Below are 15,852 nucleotides of genomic sequence, written 5' to 3' on the forward strand. Positions count from 1 at the left end.
GATCACCCCATGCGAGTCGACGGACGAGAGATCCCGGTCCAGGGCAGCCTGCTGCAGCCGTTGCGTCGGCGTACCAATGATCAGCTCCGTGTCGTGATCGCGGCGGTGTTGGTCGGCGCGGTGATCGCCACCTCGCTGATCACCCGGGGCCGCTGGGAGGCAGTGGAGAACTCGCTGTCGGACCTCATCGGCGTCGCTTCGGCGGAGGCGTCGACCCGGATCTACCTGCTGTACGGGGCCGCGATCCTGATCCTCCCGTTCGCGATCCTGGTCGGGCTGGTCCTGGGTCGACGGTGGAAGCTGCTCGCGGGGTATGCGACCGCCGGCCTGCTCGCCGTCGCCGCGTTGTCCATCACCGGGACCGGGGTGTCCGCGCCGAAGTGGCACCTCGATCTGGACGGGCACCTGGACACCTTCCTGTCGCAGTTCCTCGACGACCCGCGTTGGATCGCGATGCTGGCCGCCATGCTGACCGTGTCCGGTCCGTGGCTGCCCGCCCGCTGGCGTCGGATCTGGTGGCTGCTGCTGTTGGCCTTCGTGCCGATCCACCTGTTCGTCAGCGCGGTCGTCCCGGCCCGATCGGTGCTGGGCCTGACCGCCGGGTGGCTGATCGGCGCGCTGGTCGTGTTGTTCGTGGGCACTCCCGCGCTCGAGGTCCCCGTCGATCTCGCGGTCCGCGCGCTCGGCAGGCGTGGACTGAGGGTGGACGCGCTGTCGGTGCTCAGCCCCACCGGGCCGGGTCCCCTCGTGCTCTCGGCGGAGTGCAGCGCCGCAAGCCGAAAGGTGGACCTCGGCGTCGATCTCCGGAAGGTGGGCGCCGATGACACCGTCATCCTCGAACTCTTCGGGCCGCATCAGCGGAGTGAGGGCGCCGTCCGTCAGGTCTGGCACTGGCTCACGTTCCGCACCGCGGAGACGCCCGCCCCGTACGCGTCGCTGCGCCGGGCGGTCGAGCACCGGGCGCTGATGTCGACCGCGGTCGCGAGGATGGGACTGTCCTCCAGCCTGGCGGTCGCGGTGTCGCCGCTCGAGCGGGGCTGGATGCTCTACGCCCATTCGGTGCCCGCGGGGACCCCGCTCGAGCAGGCGGAGCCCGCGCACCTCGAGGCCGCCTGGTCCGGCCTCAAGATCCTGCACGCGAATCAGGTAGCGCACGGCGACCTTCGCCCGGACAACCTCAGGATCAGCGGCGACCGAGTCCATTTCGAGGGCTTCGCGCACGCGGAGGTCGGCGCGTCGGACGCACAGCTCGAGTCGGACATCGCCCAGCTGCTGCTGACCACCGGTGCGCGATTCGGGGCGGAACCGGCGGTGCGCGCCGCGATCGGCACGCTGGGGGAGGACGAGGTCCTCGCCGCGTCGGGCCGATTGACGAAGGCGGCGATGCCCAAGCGGCTGCGCAGCGTCTTGCCGGAGGCGGACGCCCTGATGTCGGCGACCCGGCACCAGGTCCGGACCCAGACCGACTCCGAGGTGATCAAGACCGAGCAGGTCACCCGCTTCAGCCGGAATCAGATCATCCAGCTGGTGCTGTTGATCGGACTGGTCTACGTCGCCTACCCGTTCGTCAGTCAGGTGCCGGCCTTCCTCACCGAGCTGCGGACCGCGAACTGGTGGTGGGCGCTGCTCGGCCTGGTGGTGTCGGTGTCGAAGTACATCGGGACGGCGGTGGCGCTGTGGGCCTGCGCGTCAGAGTCCGTCCGGCTCAAGAACCTGGTGATCATGCAGTTCGCCAACACCTTCGCGGCCACCACCACGCCCGCGGGGGTCGGCGGCCTGGCGCTGAGTGTTCGGTTCCTGCAACACAACGGGCTCGGCGGTGTCCGGGCGACCGCGGCCGTTGCGCTGCAGCAGACGGTCCAGGTGGTCACGCACGTCGGGTTGCTGATCGTCTTCAGCGTGGCGGCGGGCAGGAGCGCGGACCTGTCCAACTTCATCCCGAACGCGACGGTCATCTACCTGGTGGTCGGCGTACTGCTCGGGGTGGTCGGGGCCTTCATGATCGTGCCGAGGCTGCGTCGCTGGCTGATCGACGAGCTGCGCCCGCAGATCGCCGACGTGAGCACCGAGCTGCTGGACCTCGCCCGCGACCCGGGCCGCTTCCTGCTCATCGTCGGCGGCTGCGCGGCCACCACTCTCGGTGCCGCGCTTGCACTCTGGGCGAGCGTCGAAGCGTTCGGCGGCGACACCAGCTTCGTCACCGTCACCATCGTCACGATGATCGGCGGCACGCTGGCCTCCGCCGCGCCGACCCCCGGCGGTGTCGGCGCGGTCGAGGCCGCGCTGATCGGTGGTCTCGCCGCCTTCGGCGTGCCCGCCGCGGTCGCGGTGCCGTCGGTGCTGCTCTACCGGGTACTGACCTGCTGGCTGCCGGTGTTCGCCGGCTGGCCGATCCTGCGGTGGATGCAGAAGACCGACCTGATCTGAGCCAGGTCAGCGGTCGCCGCGCAGGTGATCGAGCACCGCGCCGAGCAGCCTGACTGCGCCGTCCTTGTCCAGCGGGTCGTTCCCGTTGCCGCACTTGGGGGACTGCACGCACGACGGGCACCCGGCCGCGCACTCGCAGGACCCGATCGCGTCCCGGGTGGCGTGCAGCCACCGCAGCAGCTCGGCGTGCCCGCGGTCCGCGAATCCGGCGCCGCCCTGGTGCCCGTCATAGACGAAGACCGTCGGCAGCCCGGTGTCCTGGTGCAATGCGGTCGACACCCCGCCGATGTCGCCGCGGTCGCAGGTCGCCACCAGCGGCAGCAGCCCGATCGCGGCGTGCTCGGCGGCGTGCAGCGAGCCGGGGAAACAGTCGGCCGTGATGCCCGCCCGTTCCATCAGTTCCGGTGTCACGGTGTACATCACGGCACGGGTGTTCAGGCGCTGCGGGGGCATGTCGAGTTCGACGGAGTCGAGGACCTCGCCGGAAGGCAGTCGCCGGAGGTAGCCCACCACCTGGTGGGTGACCTCGACCTCGGTCAACGCCACCGTGACGGGGCCGTGGTCGTCGTGCTCGAGGACCGAGGTGACGACGATCTCGGTGGTCTCGCGCGCCGAGGTGCTCCACTCCGGGGTCTCCGCGTGCACCAGCGCCAGGCCCTCCTCCAGGTCGAGCGTGTCCACCACGAAGGACTCGCCCTGGTGCAGGTGCACCGCGCCGGGGTGGGCGGTTGCCGGGGCGCGGCCGCCGTCGACGGTGCCGAGCATCCGGCCGGACTCGGCGTCGACGATCGCGACCTGCGTGCCGATCCCGCCGCGGATGTCCACGGCCGCATGGGGGTTGGACTCCGCGGTGACGAACCAGCCGTGTGCGCGACGCCGGATCAGACCCTGTTCGGCGAGCCGGGTGAGCAGCTCGACCGCGCCGAACTGCTCGACCTCGGTGTGGCTGAGCGGCAGCTCCATCGCCGCGCACAGCAACTGCGGGCCGAGCACGTAGGGGTTGGACGGATCGGTGACGGTGGCCTCGACCGGCTTGTCCAGCAGCGCGGCCGGATGGTGGACCAGGTACGTGTCGAGCGGATCGTCGCGGGCGACCAGCACCACCAGCGAGCCCTCGCCGCGGCGGCCGGATCGCCCGGCCTGCTGCCAGAACGAGGCGACGGTTCCGGGGAATCCCGCCACCACGACCGCGTCCAGGCCGGCGATGTCGACACCGAGTTCGAGGGCATTGGTGGTGGCGGCACCGAGCAGCGTGCCGTCCGCCAGCGCCGCCTCCAGCTCGCGTCGGTCCTCGGCCAGATACCCGGCCCGGTAGGCGGCGACCCGTTCGGTCAGGTCCGGGGCGGACTCGGCGAGAAGCCTTTTCGTGCCCATCGCGGTCAATTCGGCACCGCGGCGCGAGCGGACGAAGGTCAGGGTGCGGGCGCCCTCGACCATCAGGTCGGCCATGATCCGGGCGGCCTCCGAGCCGGCGGCGCGGCGGACGGGGGCGCCGTTCTCGCCGGTCACCTCGGCCAGCAGCGGGGGTTCCCAGAGCGCGACCGTCCGCGGTCCGTGCGGGGAGCCGTCGACGGTGACCTCCTTGCAGTCGGCGCCGATCAGGCGGGATGCCGCCGCGCCCGGCGCCGCGGTGGTGGCGCTGGCGAGGATGAACACCGGATCGGCGGCGTAGCGGTGCGCGATGCGCCGCAGCCTGCGCAGGACCAGCGCGACATTCGAGCCGAAAACACCTCGATAGGAATGGCATTCGTCGATCACCACATAGCGCAGATTCCGGAAGAAGTGGGACCAGCGCTGGTGCGAGCGCAGCATCCCGATGTGCAGCATGTCCGGATTGGTGAAGATCCAGCGCGAGTTGGCACGCACCCACTGGCGCACCTCGGCCGCGGTGTCGCCGTCAAAGGCGTTGGGGTAGACGGTCGCGAGCGACTCGGCCTGCTCGGTCAGTGCGATCGCGGCCCGGATCTGGTCGGCGCCGAGGGCCTTGGTCGGGGACAGGTAGAGGGCAGTCGCGCGGGGATCCTCGGCGAGCGCGGTGAGGACGGGCAGTTGGTAGGCCAGCGACTTGCCGGAGGCGGTGCCGGTCGCCACCACGACGTGCGAACCCGACGCGGCGAGCGAGGCCGCGGCCTCCTGATGTGTCCACGGCAGGGGGATTCCGTTCCCGCGCACGGCATCGACGACGTCGGGGTGAATCCACGATGGCCATTGCGTGAACCGTGACTCGCGGGCGGGCAGTTCCGCCACGTGGGTAAGGGGATCTTCGCCGCGCGGGGTGCCCGCGAGCACCCGATCGAGCAGTGACTGCCCGTAGCTTGGGGCGGCGGCCGCTTGGCTCACTGATAACTCCGAGTTCGTTGGTTGGCCGCGTTCACGTGCCCGTTCACCTGCGGTTTTGATGGTACTTGCCGGGAGGTGTTTAACACCGTGCGGCCCTTGCCAATACTTGACGAGTGTCCAATAGAGCGGTTGCCGACGGGCCGTCGGATACAAGATCATTTCTTTACGATCCATTGTTGGATTTCGACTGTTGTCATCGCGCGAAGCATGATTGACTTATAAGTGGTCGCAGCTTCTGTGTTCGTGTACGCGCTCGCAGGATCGATGTTGCGAGCGCGGTGCTCGATGCTTTTCCTGAGGGGGAAATCAGCGGTACAGCGGTCGGAACCGGCCCGGTGGACTGTTGACTGCTGTTCACCGAATCCGGTGTTAGAAAGTGAAGGAAAAGCATGGCACAGGGCACTGTGAAGTGGTTCAACGCGGAGAAGGGCTTTGGCTTCATCGCCCCCGAGGACGGCTCCGCTGACGTCTTCGTCCACTACTCCGAGATTCAGGGCAGCGGGTTCCGCACGCTCGAGGAGAACCAGCGCGTCGAGTTCGAGGTCGGTCAGGGCACCAAGGGTCCCCAGGCCACCGGCGTTCGCGCGGTCTGATTCATTCGTTCCTCGAGACGGATCAACTCGTCCCCCAGCACCGTGAGGTGGTGGGGGACGAGTCGTTAGGCGCCCCGTTCGGCGCGCGGACCGTGTCGTGTCAGGCGACGGTCGGGCGGCGGGATTGGCCTACTGTCCTCTTGTGAACCAGCTCTCCTTCTTCTCCGCGGAGGCGGTGCCGCCCGCGGTATCGGACCTGAGCGGGCTCCTCGCCGCCCAGGGGCAGGTCTCCGTGACGGCGGGCCGGGCCCGGGTGTCCGTCGTGGTCGACGCGCCGTGGCGGGCGGAGGCCGTCGCCGAGCTGATCGAGGAGGCCGGGTTGGTCGCCGAGATCGCCCGGTCCGACGAGGGCAGCCCGCTGGTCCGCACCGCGTCGGTTCCCGAGCTGGCCGCGCTCGCCGCCCAGTGGACCAAAGGCGCGGTCAAGGCCGTCCCGGCCGGCTGGATCCCGGACTCGCGCGCCCTGCGCGCCTGGGCGCTGGCCGCGGGCAGGTCCGAGGGCGAGGGTGACCGGTTCGTGCTCGGGCTCGACCCGCACGCCCCCGACACCCACCCCGTGCTCGCCCAATCCCTGATGCGGGCCGGGATCGCGCCCACCCTCATCGGTACCCGTGGGGCCGGCCCCGGGCTGCGGATCGCGGGGCACAAGCGGTTGATGCGGCTGGTCGAGAACATCGGTCAGGCCCCTGACCGGGAGGAGGCGCGCGAGGCCTGGCCGCAGGTGTAGAACAGTCGACACGGGATTGATCTGCAAGGATGGTCTCGCGGTGTGTCACCCTGTTACTGAAGTGATCGCCGAATCGAGTCGAGGAAGGTGCAGGCAGCAAGGTGGCAGCTCGGGAGAAGGACACGGCGGGCGACAGCCCCGCCACAGCCGACCAGACGCGCCGTCTCGTGATCGTCGAGTCGCCGACCAAGGCCAGGAAAATTGCCCCCTACCTGGGCAAGAACTACGTCGTCGAGGCCTCGGTCGGCCACATCCGCGATCTTCCCCGCGGCGCGGCGGACGTGCCGGCCAAGTACAAGGGTGAGCCCTGGGCCCGGCTCGGGGTCAACGTCGACCAGGACTTCGAACCGCTCTATGTGGTGAGCCCGGACAAGAAGTCCAAGGTCGCCGAGCTCAAGAGCCTGCTCAAGGACGCCGACGAGCTCTATCTCGCCACCGACCCCGACCGCGAGGGCGAGGCCATCGCCTGGCACCTGCTCGAGACCCTCAAGCCGAAGATCCCGGTCCGCCGGATGGTCTTCCACGAGATCACCAAGCCCGCCATCCTCGCGGCCGCGCAGGACACCCGCGACCTCGACCAGGACCTGGTGGACGCGCAGGAGACCCGCCGCATCCTCGACCGCCTCTACGGCTACGAGGTCAGCCCGGTGCTCTGGAAGAAGGTCATGCCGAAGCTGTCGGCGGGCCGCGTCCAGTCGGTGGCGACCCGGGTCATCGTGCAGCGCGAACGCGAGCGGATGGCCTTCCGTTCCGCCGAGTACTGGGACATCTCCGCCACCCTCGACGCGGGTGCCGAGGCGAACCCGCGCAGCTTTGGCGCGCGCCTGGTCAGCGTCGACGGCAGCCGGGTCGCCGCGGGCCGCGACTTCGGGGCCGACGGTCAGCTGAAGTCGACCGGCGTCACGGTGCTCGACGAGGGCTACGCCCGTCGACTGGCCGAGGCGTTGCACGGCACCGACCTCACCGTCTCCTCCGCCGAGGACAAGCCGTACACCCGCAAGCCGTACGCGCCGTTCATGACCTCGACCCTGCAGCAGGAGGCGGCACGCAAACTGCGCTTCACTTCCGAGCGCACCATGCGCACCGCGCAGCGGCTGTACGAGAACGGCCACATCACCTACATGCGTACCGACTCGACCACGCTGTCGCCGTCGGCGATCGCCGCGGCCAGGGCGCAGGCCACCGAGTTGTACGGCCCCGAGTACGTCAGCCCGTCGCCGCGGCAGTACACCCGCAAGGTGAAGAACGCGCAGGAGGCGCACGAGGCTATCCGCCCCGCGGGCGATGTGTTCGCGACCCCGGGCCAGCTGCACTCGCAGCTCGCCGCCGACGAGTTCAAGCTCTACGAGCTGATCTGGCAGCGCACCGTGGCCTCGCAGATGGCCGACGCGCGCGGCACCACCCTGACGTTGCGGATCACCGGCACCGCCGGCACCGGCGAGGAGTGCACCTTCTCCGCCTCCGGCCGCACCATCACGTTCGCGGGCTTCCTCAAGGCATACGTCGAGAGCGTCGACGAGGAGGCAGGCGGGCAGTCCGACGACGCCGAGTCGCGGCTGCCGGTGCTCGTCGCCGGCCAGGGCGTCACCGCGACCAAGCTGGACCCGGACGGTCACACCACGAACCCGCCGGCCCGCTACACCGAGGCCAGCCTCATCAAGACCCTCGAGGAACTGGGAATCGGTCGCCCGTCGACGTATTCGTCGATCATCAAGACGATCCTCGACCGCGGTTACGTCTACAAGCGAGGCAGTGCCCTCGTGCCCTCCTGGGTGGCGTTCGCCGTGATCGGGCTGTTGGAGGCGCATTTCGGCAGGCTGGTCGACTTCGACTTCACCGCGGGCATGGAGGACGACCTCGACGAGATCGCCGGTGGCCGCGAGCAACGCGGGAACTGGTTGTCCAGCTTCTACTTCGGTGGCGAGCGCGGCGCCGAGGGTTCGGTCGCGCGTTCCGGTGGACTGAAGAAGATGGTCGGCACCAACCTCGAGGACATCGACGCCCGCGAGGTGAACTCCATCCGGTTGTTCGCCGACTCCGAGGGTCGTGACGTCGTGGTCCGGGTCGGCCGGTTCGGACCGTATCTCGAGCGCATGGTGGTCAATCCCGATGACCCCGACGGGGATCCGGTCTCGCAGCGCGCGAACCTGCCCGACGATCTGCCCCCGGACGAGCTGTCGCCCGAGTATGCGGAGAAGCTGTTCGCCACCCCGCAGGATGGCCGCAAGCTCGGTGTCGACCCGCTCACCGGGCACGAGATCGTCGCGAAGGAAGGGCGTTTCGGCCCCTACGTGACCGAGATCCTGCCCGAGCCGGAGCCCGAACCCGAGCCGGACATCGTGCCGGTCACGGCCGAGGGTGAGGGCGCCGTCACGACCAAGGCGCCCGCGAAGAAGGCGGCGGCGAAGAAGACCGCCAAGAAGGCCGCGGGCCCGAAGCCGCGGACCGGTTCGCTGCTCAAGACCATGGACGTGGCGACGGTGACGCTCGAGGACGCGCTGCGGCTGCTCTCGCTGCCGCGTGTGGTCGGCGTCGACCCGGAGTCGAAGGAAGAGATCACCGCGCAGAACGGGCGTTACGGCCCGTACCTGAAGAAGGGCACCGATTCTCGTTCGCTGGAGAACGAGGAGCAGATGTTCACGGTGACCCTCGAGGACGCGCTGAAGATCTACGCGGAGCCCAAGCGTCGCGGCCGTACGGGCGCGGCGACGCCGCCGCTGCGTGAGCTCGGCAAGGACTCGGCGACGGACAAGCCGATGGTGATCAAGGACGGCCGCTTCGGCCCGTACGTCACCGACGGCGAGACGAATGCGAGCCTGCGCAAGGACGACGACGTCGCGACCATCACCGACGAGCGCGCCTCGGAGCTGCTCGCCGACCGGCGCGCGCGTGGTCCGGTGAAGAAGAAGGCCGCCGCCAAGAAGGCGCCCGCCAAGAAGGCCGCGGCGAAGAAGACCGCGGCCAAGAAGGCGCCCGCCAAGGCGGCCGCGAAGAAGGCCGCCGCAAAGAAGTCCTGACGCCGGGAGCCGCGGGCGTGTACCGCTCGAGGCGCTGTGGCCGGATGCCGTGGTGCGCAGGATCTTCCAGGAGGCCGAGCGGGATCCGTTGCGGGCCCTCGCGGCCGTGGCGCGGCGCCGGCTCGACGGTGTGGGGCGGCCGGTGGAGACCGCGATCGCGGCGCGCCTGGCCGCAGGCGCGCCCGTGTCCGAGGTGGCGGCGGCGGTCGGCTGGAGCGCGCGGAAACTGCATCGAAAGTCGTTGTCCGCGTATGGGTACGGGCCGAAGATGCTGGCTCGGGTCCTGCGCTTCGAACGGGCGGTGGGCCTGGCCCGCGCGGGTGTGCCCCTCGCGGCGGTGGCCACCGAGACGGGCTACAGCGACCAGGCGCACCTGTCGCGGGAGGTCCGGGCGCTGGCCCAGACCTCCCTGACCGGGCTGATCGGTCAGCCTGCCGAGGCGGCGAAGAGTTCGATGCCGTGGCCGTCCGGGTCCCTGACGACCGCGTAGCGCTGCCCCCAGAACGCGTCCCACGGCTTCGACTCCGGGGTGCAGCCGGCCTCGGCGAGCTCGGCGTACTTGGCGTCCACGGCCTCGGGTGTGCCGCAGTCGAAGGCCAGCGACGGGCCACCGGTCCCGGGGGTGAAGTCGGGGGCGAAGCTGCGAATGGTCTCGAGGGTGTCCCAGCCCACCCGCACGCCGCCCGGCAGGGTGATCTCGTGGTGCTGTTCCCGGCCGGGATCGGCGGGCAGGTCGAAGCCGAGCCGCCGGTAGATGTCGAAGGAGCGGGACAGGTCCGCCACGGCGAGACCGATCATCGAGAGCTGTGGTGTCATGCCGCGACGGTAGCGGCCCGTGGTCCGGCCGGTCTTGAACGTTTCGGACACCCACCCGGCGCCGTCGGACCCGACCGATAGGCTCGGCGCGTGGCAGGAGTATTCGATCGACTGGTCGGCCAGGAGCATGTCGAGGTCGAGCTGACCGGTGCCGCGCGGGCGGCCAGGGGCGGCGCCGCCTCGGCTGGTTCGTTGATGACCCACTCCTGGCTGTTCACCGGACCCCCCGGGTCCGGGCGCTCGGTGGCGGCGCTCTGCTTCGCCGCCGCGCTGCAGTGCACCGGCGACGGCGAACCCGGGTGCGGGCACTGCCACGCCTGCACCACCACGATGGCCGGCACCCACGGCGACGTGCGCCGGGTGGTCCCCGAGGGCCTGAGCATCTCCGTCGCGGAGATGCGCGCCATCGTGCAGACCGCTGCCCGCCGACCGAGCACCGGGCGCTGGCAGGTGGTCGTGATCGAGGACGCGGACCGGCTCACCGAGGGCGCGGCCAACGCGCTGCTCAAGGTCGTCGAGGAGCCGCCGGAGCGGACCGTGTTCCTGCTGTGCGCGCCCTCGGTGGATCCGCAGGACATCTCGGTGACGCTGCGGTCCCGGTGCAGGCACGTGGCCCTGGTGACACCGTCGGTGGAGGCGATCGCCGGGGTGCTGCGCGAACGAGACCAGCTCGACGTGGAGACCGCGCTGCTGGCCGCCTCGATCAGCGGCGGCCACGTCGGCCGGGCCAGGCGGCTGGCGACGGACGAGGAGGCGCGGGCGCGGCGGGGCCAGGCGCTGGGCATCGCGTCCGCCGCGACCCGCCCGGCCACCGGATACGCGGCGGCCGACGAGCTCGTCCGGGCCGCCGAGGCCGAGGCCAAGGAGATGAGCGCGGCCCGCGACGAACGCGAGACCGAGGAACTGCGCACCGCCCTGGGCGCCGGCGGCACCGGCAAGGGGGCGGCGGGCGCGCTGCGCGGGTCGGCGGGGGCGCTCAAGGACCTCGAGCGCAGGCAGAAGTCGCGGGCCACCAGGACCGGCCGCGACAGCCTGGACCGGGCCCTGATGGACCTGGCCGGCCTCTACCGGGACGCGTTGGCGGTCGCGCTGGGCTCGGGGGCGCAGCCGAACCACCCCGACAAGGCGGACCAGGTGCGGAAGATGGCCGCGGCGGGCAGCCCCGAGGCGCTGCTGCGGTGTGTGGAGGCGGTGCTCGAGTGCCGCGAGGCGCTCGCGGTCAACGTCAAGCCCCGGTTCGCGGTGGCGGCGATGGTCGCCAAGCTGGGCGCCGAGCTGAAGTAGTGGGGTCCGTTTTCGTATCCGAGGGGTGAGCCGCTAGACTCCCTCTGGCTCGGCCGCGAGGTCGGGCACGCCGCCTTAGCTCAGTCGGTAGAGCATTTCACTCGTAATGAAAAGGTCAAGAGTTCGATTCTCTTAGGCGGCTCCACCCGAAAGGCCCCTCGCCCGCATCCGCGGGAGAGGGGCCTTTCGGGTTTCGCGGGGGAGTGCGGGAGACTCCTCGCATGACCACCACCGTTCTCGAACCGACCAAGCCCACCCGCGCATGGCGCCGCGTCGCGACGGGAGCCGCGGTCGGGGCGCTCATCGCGGTGGGGTTCGCCGTCGTCAACCGGCTCCGGACCGGGCAGCCGATCGCGCAGACCCACTGGGACGCCGACCCCATCGGCCCGGACGACCTGGCCGGATAGCCGAGCCCGCGCTCAGTCGGTGACGGCGGCCAGCGCGTCGAACTCGCCGGCGTCGTGGGCGCAGATGACGGTGACCTGGTCGCCGTGCGCGGCGTGCAGCTCGCGGAGCCGGTGCTGGTTGGCGAGCCGCGACCCGCGGTCCATCTCCATCAGCACCTGCATGGCCCGCAACGCCGGCGGGCAGGACGGCGGCGTCAGCTTCTCATCGGTGAAGTAGTAGCCGTCGCCCGCGTGCAGGAACCATCCGCCGCCGGGCCGACGCACCGCCACCGCGCTGTGCCCGAGGGTGTGGCCGCGCAACGGCACCAGCAGCACGTCGTCGCCCACCGCCCGCACCGATTCGAATCCGAACCACCGGTCCCCGCCCGCTCGGTGCTCGACCCAGGTCGGGTTGTGCGCCCACTGCTTCGCGCTGTACCGCGTCTTGTCGAGCATCCTGGACCGGGCGCGCGCGGTCGCGAGCTCGTCGGCATGCACGTGCACTCGTGCCCACGGGAAGTCGCCGAGGCCGCCCGCGTGGTCGCCGTCCAGGTGGGTGACCACGATGTCGCGGACATCTGACGGGTCGTAGCCCAGCGCCCGGACCTGGGCGACGGCGGTGAGCGCGAGGTCCATCCTGGCGCCGACCGACATCACGAACAGCCGGCCGAGCCTGCCGGCCGGATCGGCGACGTCGGCCGTGCCGAAGCCGGTGTCCACCAGCGTCAGCCCGTCCTGGCCCTCCACCAGCAGGCAGTGGGCGACCAGGCGGGACGGGCCCAGGGCCGGGAGGCGGCCCGCGCCGGGGCACATCGTCGCGCAGCTGAGGTGGTGGATGCGTTGGCTCACGGGGGACAACTCTCCGACCTGGCGGTGTCCGGCGCAACAGCGCGGCGAGTCCCACACCGACACGACGGACCCGTCGTCGTCGAGCTCTGGACGCGCTCCGCCGGGGCCGCCTACCGGGTGATGTGCTGGAGGATCACCCGGTGCACATGCTGTGCCTTCTCCGTCCCGCGAAAGTCGGCCTCGTAGGTCTGCTGGCCGATGTCCACGGCGATGCTGCTGGACGAGAAGAAATGCCCGGCCCACGATTTGTTGCTGAGAAAGGACACCGACCGGACATTCTTGTACGGAATCGAGGTGATTGCGGTTCGGCTGCCGACGAAGCTCTTGTCCTGAATGACGAGGCGAAGATTCGTCAATCCGATGAATCCGGTGCCCGCGCCGATGCAGTCGTAGACGGCGATGATCGTCTCGCCCTCGAGAATGGCCTGTTGTACTTGTTTGAGCTGCTCCGACTTGTCGAATACCGGTTCGGTCATGTCTGCCTCCTGGTCGCCGCCGCTCGTCCCGCAGTCTCAGGAGCCGACATTGAAGACCCGCGACAGCAGGGTGTTCAGCAGGATGCCGACGTCGTTGCCCGCACCCGCACCGTTGGCGGTGCCGTTCGCGTTGCCGCTGAGCGCGCCGTTGGCATTGCCGCTCAGCGCACCGTTCCCGTTGCCGTTTCCATTGAAGCTCAAAATGTTCACGTTGATGATGATGTCGCCCTGCGAATCCCCGCCGTCGATCACCACGGGGCCGGAGCCGCCATTGGCCGCACCGCCATTGGTGCCGTTTCCGGTGCCGTCGATGACTGCTCCGTTGTTGATGGGTTCGGCGGTTGCTGTCGCCGCCAGCCCCACCGACATCGAGGCGGTGAGAATCAGGGTTGCGGCGGCCTTGACGAGCTTCAACTGGTCCAACTTTCTGTCCTGCAATCGCCGATTGCGAGTCGAGTGGTGCTGGGTCAGGCGAAATGTAGCCTTCGTGAACTAACCAAACAAGGAACGTGCCGGAATGTCGTTCCGGGCTATGGTTTGGGAATTGAATCATCACCGGCGGACAGGAAGTGGCGGCATGTCGGATCCGAATCAGCCTCGGCCGCCCGATCCCACACAGCCCGGCCAGACGCCACCTCAGCCGCAGTACGGTCAGCAGCAACCGCAGTACGGGCAGCCTCAACCGGGACAGCCGCAATACGGCGCACCGCAGTACCCGCCGCAACCGGGCTATCCGCAGCCGGGCTATCCGCCGCCGGGCGGGCCGTACTACGCGCCGCCCCCGCCGCCGGCATACCCGTATGCCTCCTGGTGGTCCCGGGTCGGCGCATACCTGCTCGATCGGATCGTGGTTCCGCTCCCGGGCTACCTGCTCGCGGCACTCGGGGCCGTCATCGCGTTCAAGGATGCGCGGTCGGTCACGACCGGCTACTCGGGGGACTACTACTACGAGACCGAGACCGAGCTGACGAACGTCAACGGCCTCGGAATCGCGATCATGGTGGCCGGAATCCTGCTGGCGCTCGCGATCCTGGTCTGGAACATGGTGTTCCGGCAGGGCGGCACCGGCCAGTCGCTCGGCAAGAAGTGGCTGGGCATCTCGGTGGTCCGCGAGGCGGACGGTAGGCCCCTCGGGGCCGGGATGGCGTTCGTGCGGTGGTTGCTGCTGTGGATTCTGGGCGACCTCTGTTTCCTGAATTTCCTGTGGCCGCTGTGGGATCCGCGACACCGGTGCTGGCACGACATGCTGGTCTCGTCGGTTGTGGTCAAGGGTGCCGTGACGGCGGCGCCGTGAGGGCGACGGTGACGAGATGACGGTGACACAGTCGGGGATTCGGACCCGCTCGATGCGCGCGCCGCTCGCGGTCGCGGCGGCGGGTGCCGGCGCGGCGGCGCTGCTGTATCTGCGTGACCCGCACCGCGCGGGCGCCTACGGGTTCTGTCCGTTTCACGTGGTGACCGGCTGGTGGTGTCCCGGCTGTGGCGGGCTCCGCGCGGTGAACGACCTCGTCCACGGGGATCTGGTCGCGTCGGTGTCGAGCAACGTGCTGATCCTGCCGCTGGTCGTCGTGCTGGCGGTGGCGTGGGTGCGCTGGGTGCGGCGGCGGTGGGGCGGGGTCGAGGACCGGATGATCGTGCTCGGCCGACCCGCCACCGCGGCGATACTGGTGTTGTTGGCGGTGTTCACCGTGGTGCGCAACACCCCATGGGCAGCGGTGCTCGCCCCGACGTGACGGCGCAGCGGTGCTCGCCCCGACCTGACGAATCGACGAACTCGACCCGGAGGTATCCGATGGCAATGCAGATCTTCTCGCTGATCGTGCTCGTGGGTGCGCTGGTCGTGCTCATCCCGGTGGCACGTCGGGTGTTCCGCAAGCACGACGACTGATCCGGCGCGTCCGGTCGACAGGGCGGCCGCTCTGGTCAATGCTCAGCTATGGCCGAATCGCTGAAGGACCGCGTGCGGGAGAAGCTGCTCCGTCAGATCGCCGAGGACGGCGGCTATCCCTCCAAGCGTGGCGAGGGCAACGATCCGCGACTGGTCGCGCTCGACGACGACCTCGCCGCGTTGGATGAGGCGCTCGACGACGATCCCGTGATCGAGCACCTCGCGGCCAAGTACTGGGTGCCCTAGGTCACACCCGAAATGCCACCCCACCTGCGGTGACGCCGCGTGCCTGCGGTATGAATACATCTTGTGTCTAAGTTGCATTCGGCGGCGGAGGTCGTCTACCGCGAGGTGAAGGAGCGAATCCTGTCCGTCGCGCTGCCCGGCGGCGAGCTGATCAGCGAGGGCGAGATCGCCGCCGAGATGGGCACCAGCCGCACCCCGGTCCGCGAGGCGTTCCTCCGGCTCGAGGCCGAGGGATGGATGCGGCTCTACCCCAAGCGCGGGGCGCTGATCGTGCCCGTCGCGGACGGCGAGGCCGAACACGTCTTAGCCGCGCGCAGGCTCGTCGAGACCGATGCCGTCCGCACCGTCGCCGGAAACGAGACCGCCCGCACCGAGCTGGCGGCGGCGCTGCGCGCGAACCTCGTGGCCCAGCGCGAAGCGGCAGCGAGCGGGGACGTCGACGGGTTCAGCGGCCTCGACGCCGACTTCCACGGGCTGATCGTGCGAGCGGGCGGCAACCCGCTGCTCGTCACCTTCTACGCGGGCCTGCGCGAGCGGCAGCGCCGGATGACCGCGCGCTCGCTGGCCCGCGACCCGCTGCAGCTCGCATCGATCATCGAGGACCACGCGGCGCTGACGGCCCTGGTCGACGCGGCGGACGCCGACGGCTACGACGCCGCCGTCACGGTGCACATGCGCCGTGTGCACGGTCTGCCGCTGTTGGCGGTCGGTGCCCGATGAGCGTGCTGACCGAAATCCGGAGGGCCCGGCCGGGCGACAGGGCACGGAGGAGGGTCGTCGCGCCGTGGGCGCTGGTGTCCGCG

The 15,852-nt window shown here is 70.1% G+C and carries 16 protein-coding genes and 1 tRNA gene; 12 read left to right on the plus strand and 5 right to left on the minus strand.

Features of this window, described 5'->3' with window-relative positions:
• Positions 1–9: 9 nt before the first annotated feature.
• Positions 10–2,427, plus strand: a complete 2,418-nt coding sequence (locus tag ACFQS9_RS25695) for a lysylphosphatidylglycerol synthase domain-containing protein (RefSeq protein ID WP_378409369.1) — start codon at positions 10–12, stop codon at positions 2,425–2,427.
• 6 nt (positions 2,428–2,433) lie between these two features.
• Here ACFQS9_RS25695 and ACFQS9_RS25700 read toward each other — a convergent pair whose 3' ends face one another.
• Positions 2,434–4,767: a DEAD/DEAH box helicase gene (locus ACFQS9_RS25700; RefSeq protein WP_378409370.1), complete on the minus strand. Its 2,334-nt coding sequence runs from the start codon at positions 4,765–4,767 to the stop codon at positions 2,434–2,436.
• A gap of 389 nt (positions 4,768–5,156) precedes the next feature.
• Between ACFQS9_RS25700 and ACFQS9_RS25705 the strand changes: the two genes are divergently transcribed.
• The 4 genes from ACFQS9_RS25705 to ACFQS9_RS25720 all read left to right on the plus strand — a co-directional run bounded on the left by ACFQS9_RS25705 (position 5,157) and on the right by ACFQS9_RS25720 (position 9,594).
• On the plus strand, positions 5,157–5,360 hold the full coding sequence (locus ACFQS9_RS25705) for a cold-shock protein (protein WP_005248460.1): 204 nt from the start codon (positions 5,157–5,159) through the stop codon (positions 5,358–5,360).
• 142 nt (positions 5,361–5,502) lie between these two features.
• Positions 5,503–6,087 (plus strand): hypothetical protein, encoded by a 585-nt coding sequence (locus ACFQS9_RS25710; RefSeq protein WP_378409371.1) that lies wholly within the window; start codon positions 5,503–5,505, stop codon positions 6,085–6,087.
• 101 nt (positions 6,088–6,188) lie between these two features.
• On the plus strand, positions 6,189–9,104 hold the full coding sequence (gene topA, locus ACFQS9_RS25715; RefSeq protein WP_378409372.1) for a type I DNA topoisomerase: 2,916 nt from the start codon (positions 6,189–6,191) through the stop codon (positions 9,102–9,104).
• A 52-nt stretch (positions 9,105–9,156) separates the two neighbouring features.
• Complete coding sequence (locus tag ACFQS9_RS25720) at positions 9,157–9,594, plus strand: helix-turn-helix domain-containing protein (RefSeq protein ID WP_378409373.1); 438 nt, start codon at positions 9,157–9,159, stop codon at positions 9,592–9,594.
• Here the strand turns inward: ACFQS9_RS25720 and ACFQS9_RS25725 are convergent.
• A complete protein-coding gene (locus ACFQS9_RS25725; RefSeq protein WP_378409374.1) occupies positions 9,531–9,920 on the minus strand; it encodes a VOC family protein in 390 nt (129 codons plus the stop codon). The genes ACFQS9_RS25720 and ACFQS9_RS25725 overlap by 64 nt on opposite strands.
• A 90-nt stretch (positions 9,921–10,010) precedes the next feature.
• On the opposite strand from ACFQS9_RS25725, the gene ACFQS9_RS25730 reads away from it, so the two are divergent.
• From ACFQS9_RS25730 to ACFQS9_RS25740, 3 genes are all read left to right on the plus strand, one after another.
• A complete protein-coding gene (locus tag ACFQS9_RS25730; protein ID WP_378409375.1) occupies positions 10,011–11,204 on the plus strand; it encodes a DNA polymerase III subunit delta' in 1,194 nt (397 codons plus the stop codon).
• 69 nt (positions 11,205–11,273) lie between these two features.
• Positions 11,274–11,349 (plus strand) — tRNA-Thr (locus ACFQS9_RS25735).
• A 76-nt stretch (positions 11,350–11,425) separates the two neighbouring features.
• Positions 11,426–11,611: a hypothetical protein gene (locus ACFQS9_RS25740; RefSeq protein WP_378409376.1), complete on the plus strand. Its 186-nt coding sequence runs from the start codon at positions 11,426–11,428 to the stop codon at positions 11,609–11,611.
• A gap of 12 nt (positions 11,612–11,623) precedes the next feature.
• Here the strand turns inward: ACFQS9_RS25740 and ACFQS9_RS25745 are convergent, their stop codons facing one another.
• The 3 genes from ACFQS9_RS25745 to ACFQS9_RS25755 form a co-directional block, all read right to left on the minus strand.
• Positions 11,624–12,439, minus strand: coding sequence for an MBL fold metallo-hydrolase (locus ACFQS9_RS25745; protein WP_378409377.1), 816 nt, complete (start codon positions 12,437–12,439; stop codon positions 11,624–11,626).
• Between the two features lie 110 nt (positions 12,440–12,549).
• Entirely contained in the window at positions 12,550–12,915 is a 366-nt protein-coding gene (locus ACFQS9_RS25750; protein ID WP_378409378.1) for a PH domain-containing protein, read from the minus strand.
• Between the two features lie 36 nt (positions 12,916–12,951).
• On the minus strand, positions 12,952–13,338 hold the full coding sequence (locus ACFQS9_RS25755) for a hypothetical protein (RefSeq protein WP_378409379.1): 387 nt from the start codon (positions 13,336–13,338) through the stop codon (positions 12,952–12,954).
• A gap of 154 nt (positions 13,339–13,492) precedes the next feature.
• Between ACFQS9_RS25755 and ACFQS9_RS25760 the strand changes: the two genes are divergently transcribed.
• From ACFQS9_RS25760 to ACFQS9_RS25775, 4 genes are all read left to right on the plus strand, one after another.
• Positions 13,493–14,209 carry an RDD family protein gene (locus tag ACFQS9_RS25760; protein ID WP_378409380.1) on the plus strand — a complete coding sequence of 239 codons (717 nt, stop codon included), beginning with the start codon at positions 13,493–13,495 and terminating at the stop codon, positions 14,207–14,209.
• 16 nt (positions 14,210–14,225) lie between these two features.
• Positions 14,226–14,648 (plus strand): DUF2752 domain-containing protein, encoded by a 423-nt coding sequence (locus tag ACFQS9_RS25765; RefSeq protein WP_378409381.1) that lies wholly within the window; start codon positions 14,226–14,228, stop codon positions 14,646–14,648.
• A gap of 203 nt (positions 14,649–14,851) precedes the next feature.
• On the plus strand, positions 14,852–15,049 hold the full coding sequence (locus tag ACFQS9_RS25770) for a hypothetical protein (RefSeq protein ID WP_378409382.1): 198 nt from the start codon (positions 14,852–14,854) through the stop codon (positions 15,047–15,049).
• Positions 15,050–15,112: 63 nt separating this feature from the next.
• Positions 15,113–15,769 carry a GntR family transcriptional regulator gene (locus tag ACFQS9_RS25775; protein WP_378409383.1) on the plus strand — a complete coding sequence of 219 codons (657 nt, stop codon included), beginning with the start codon at positions 15,113–15,115 and terminating at the stop codon, positions 15,767–15,769.
• Positions 15,770–15,852: the final 83 nt, after the last annotated feature.

The sequence above is a fragment of the Rhodococcus daqingensis genome, assembly GCF_042665615.1.
GTDB classification, from domain to species: domain Bacteria; phylum Actinomycetota; class Actinomycetes; order Mycobacteriales; family Mycobacteriaceae; genus Rhodococcus_G; species Rhodococcus_G daqingensis.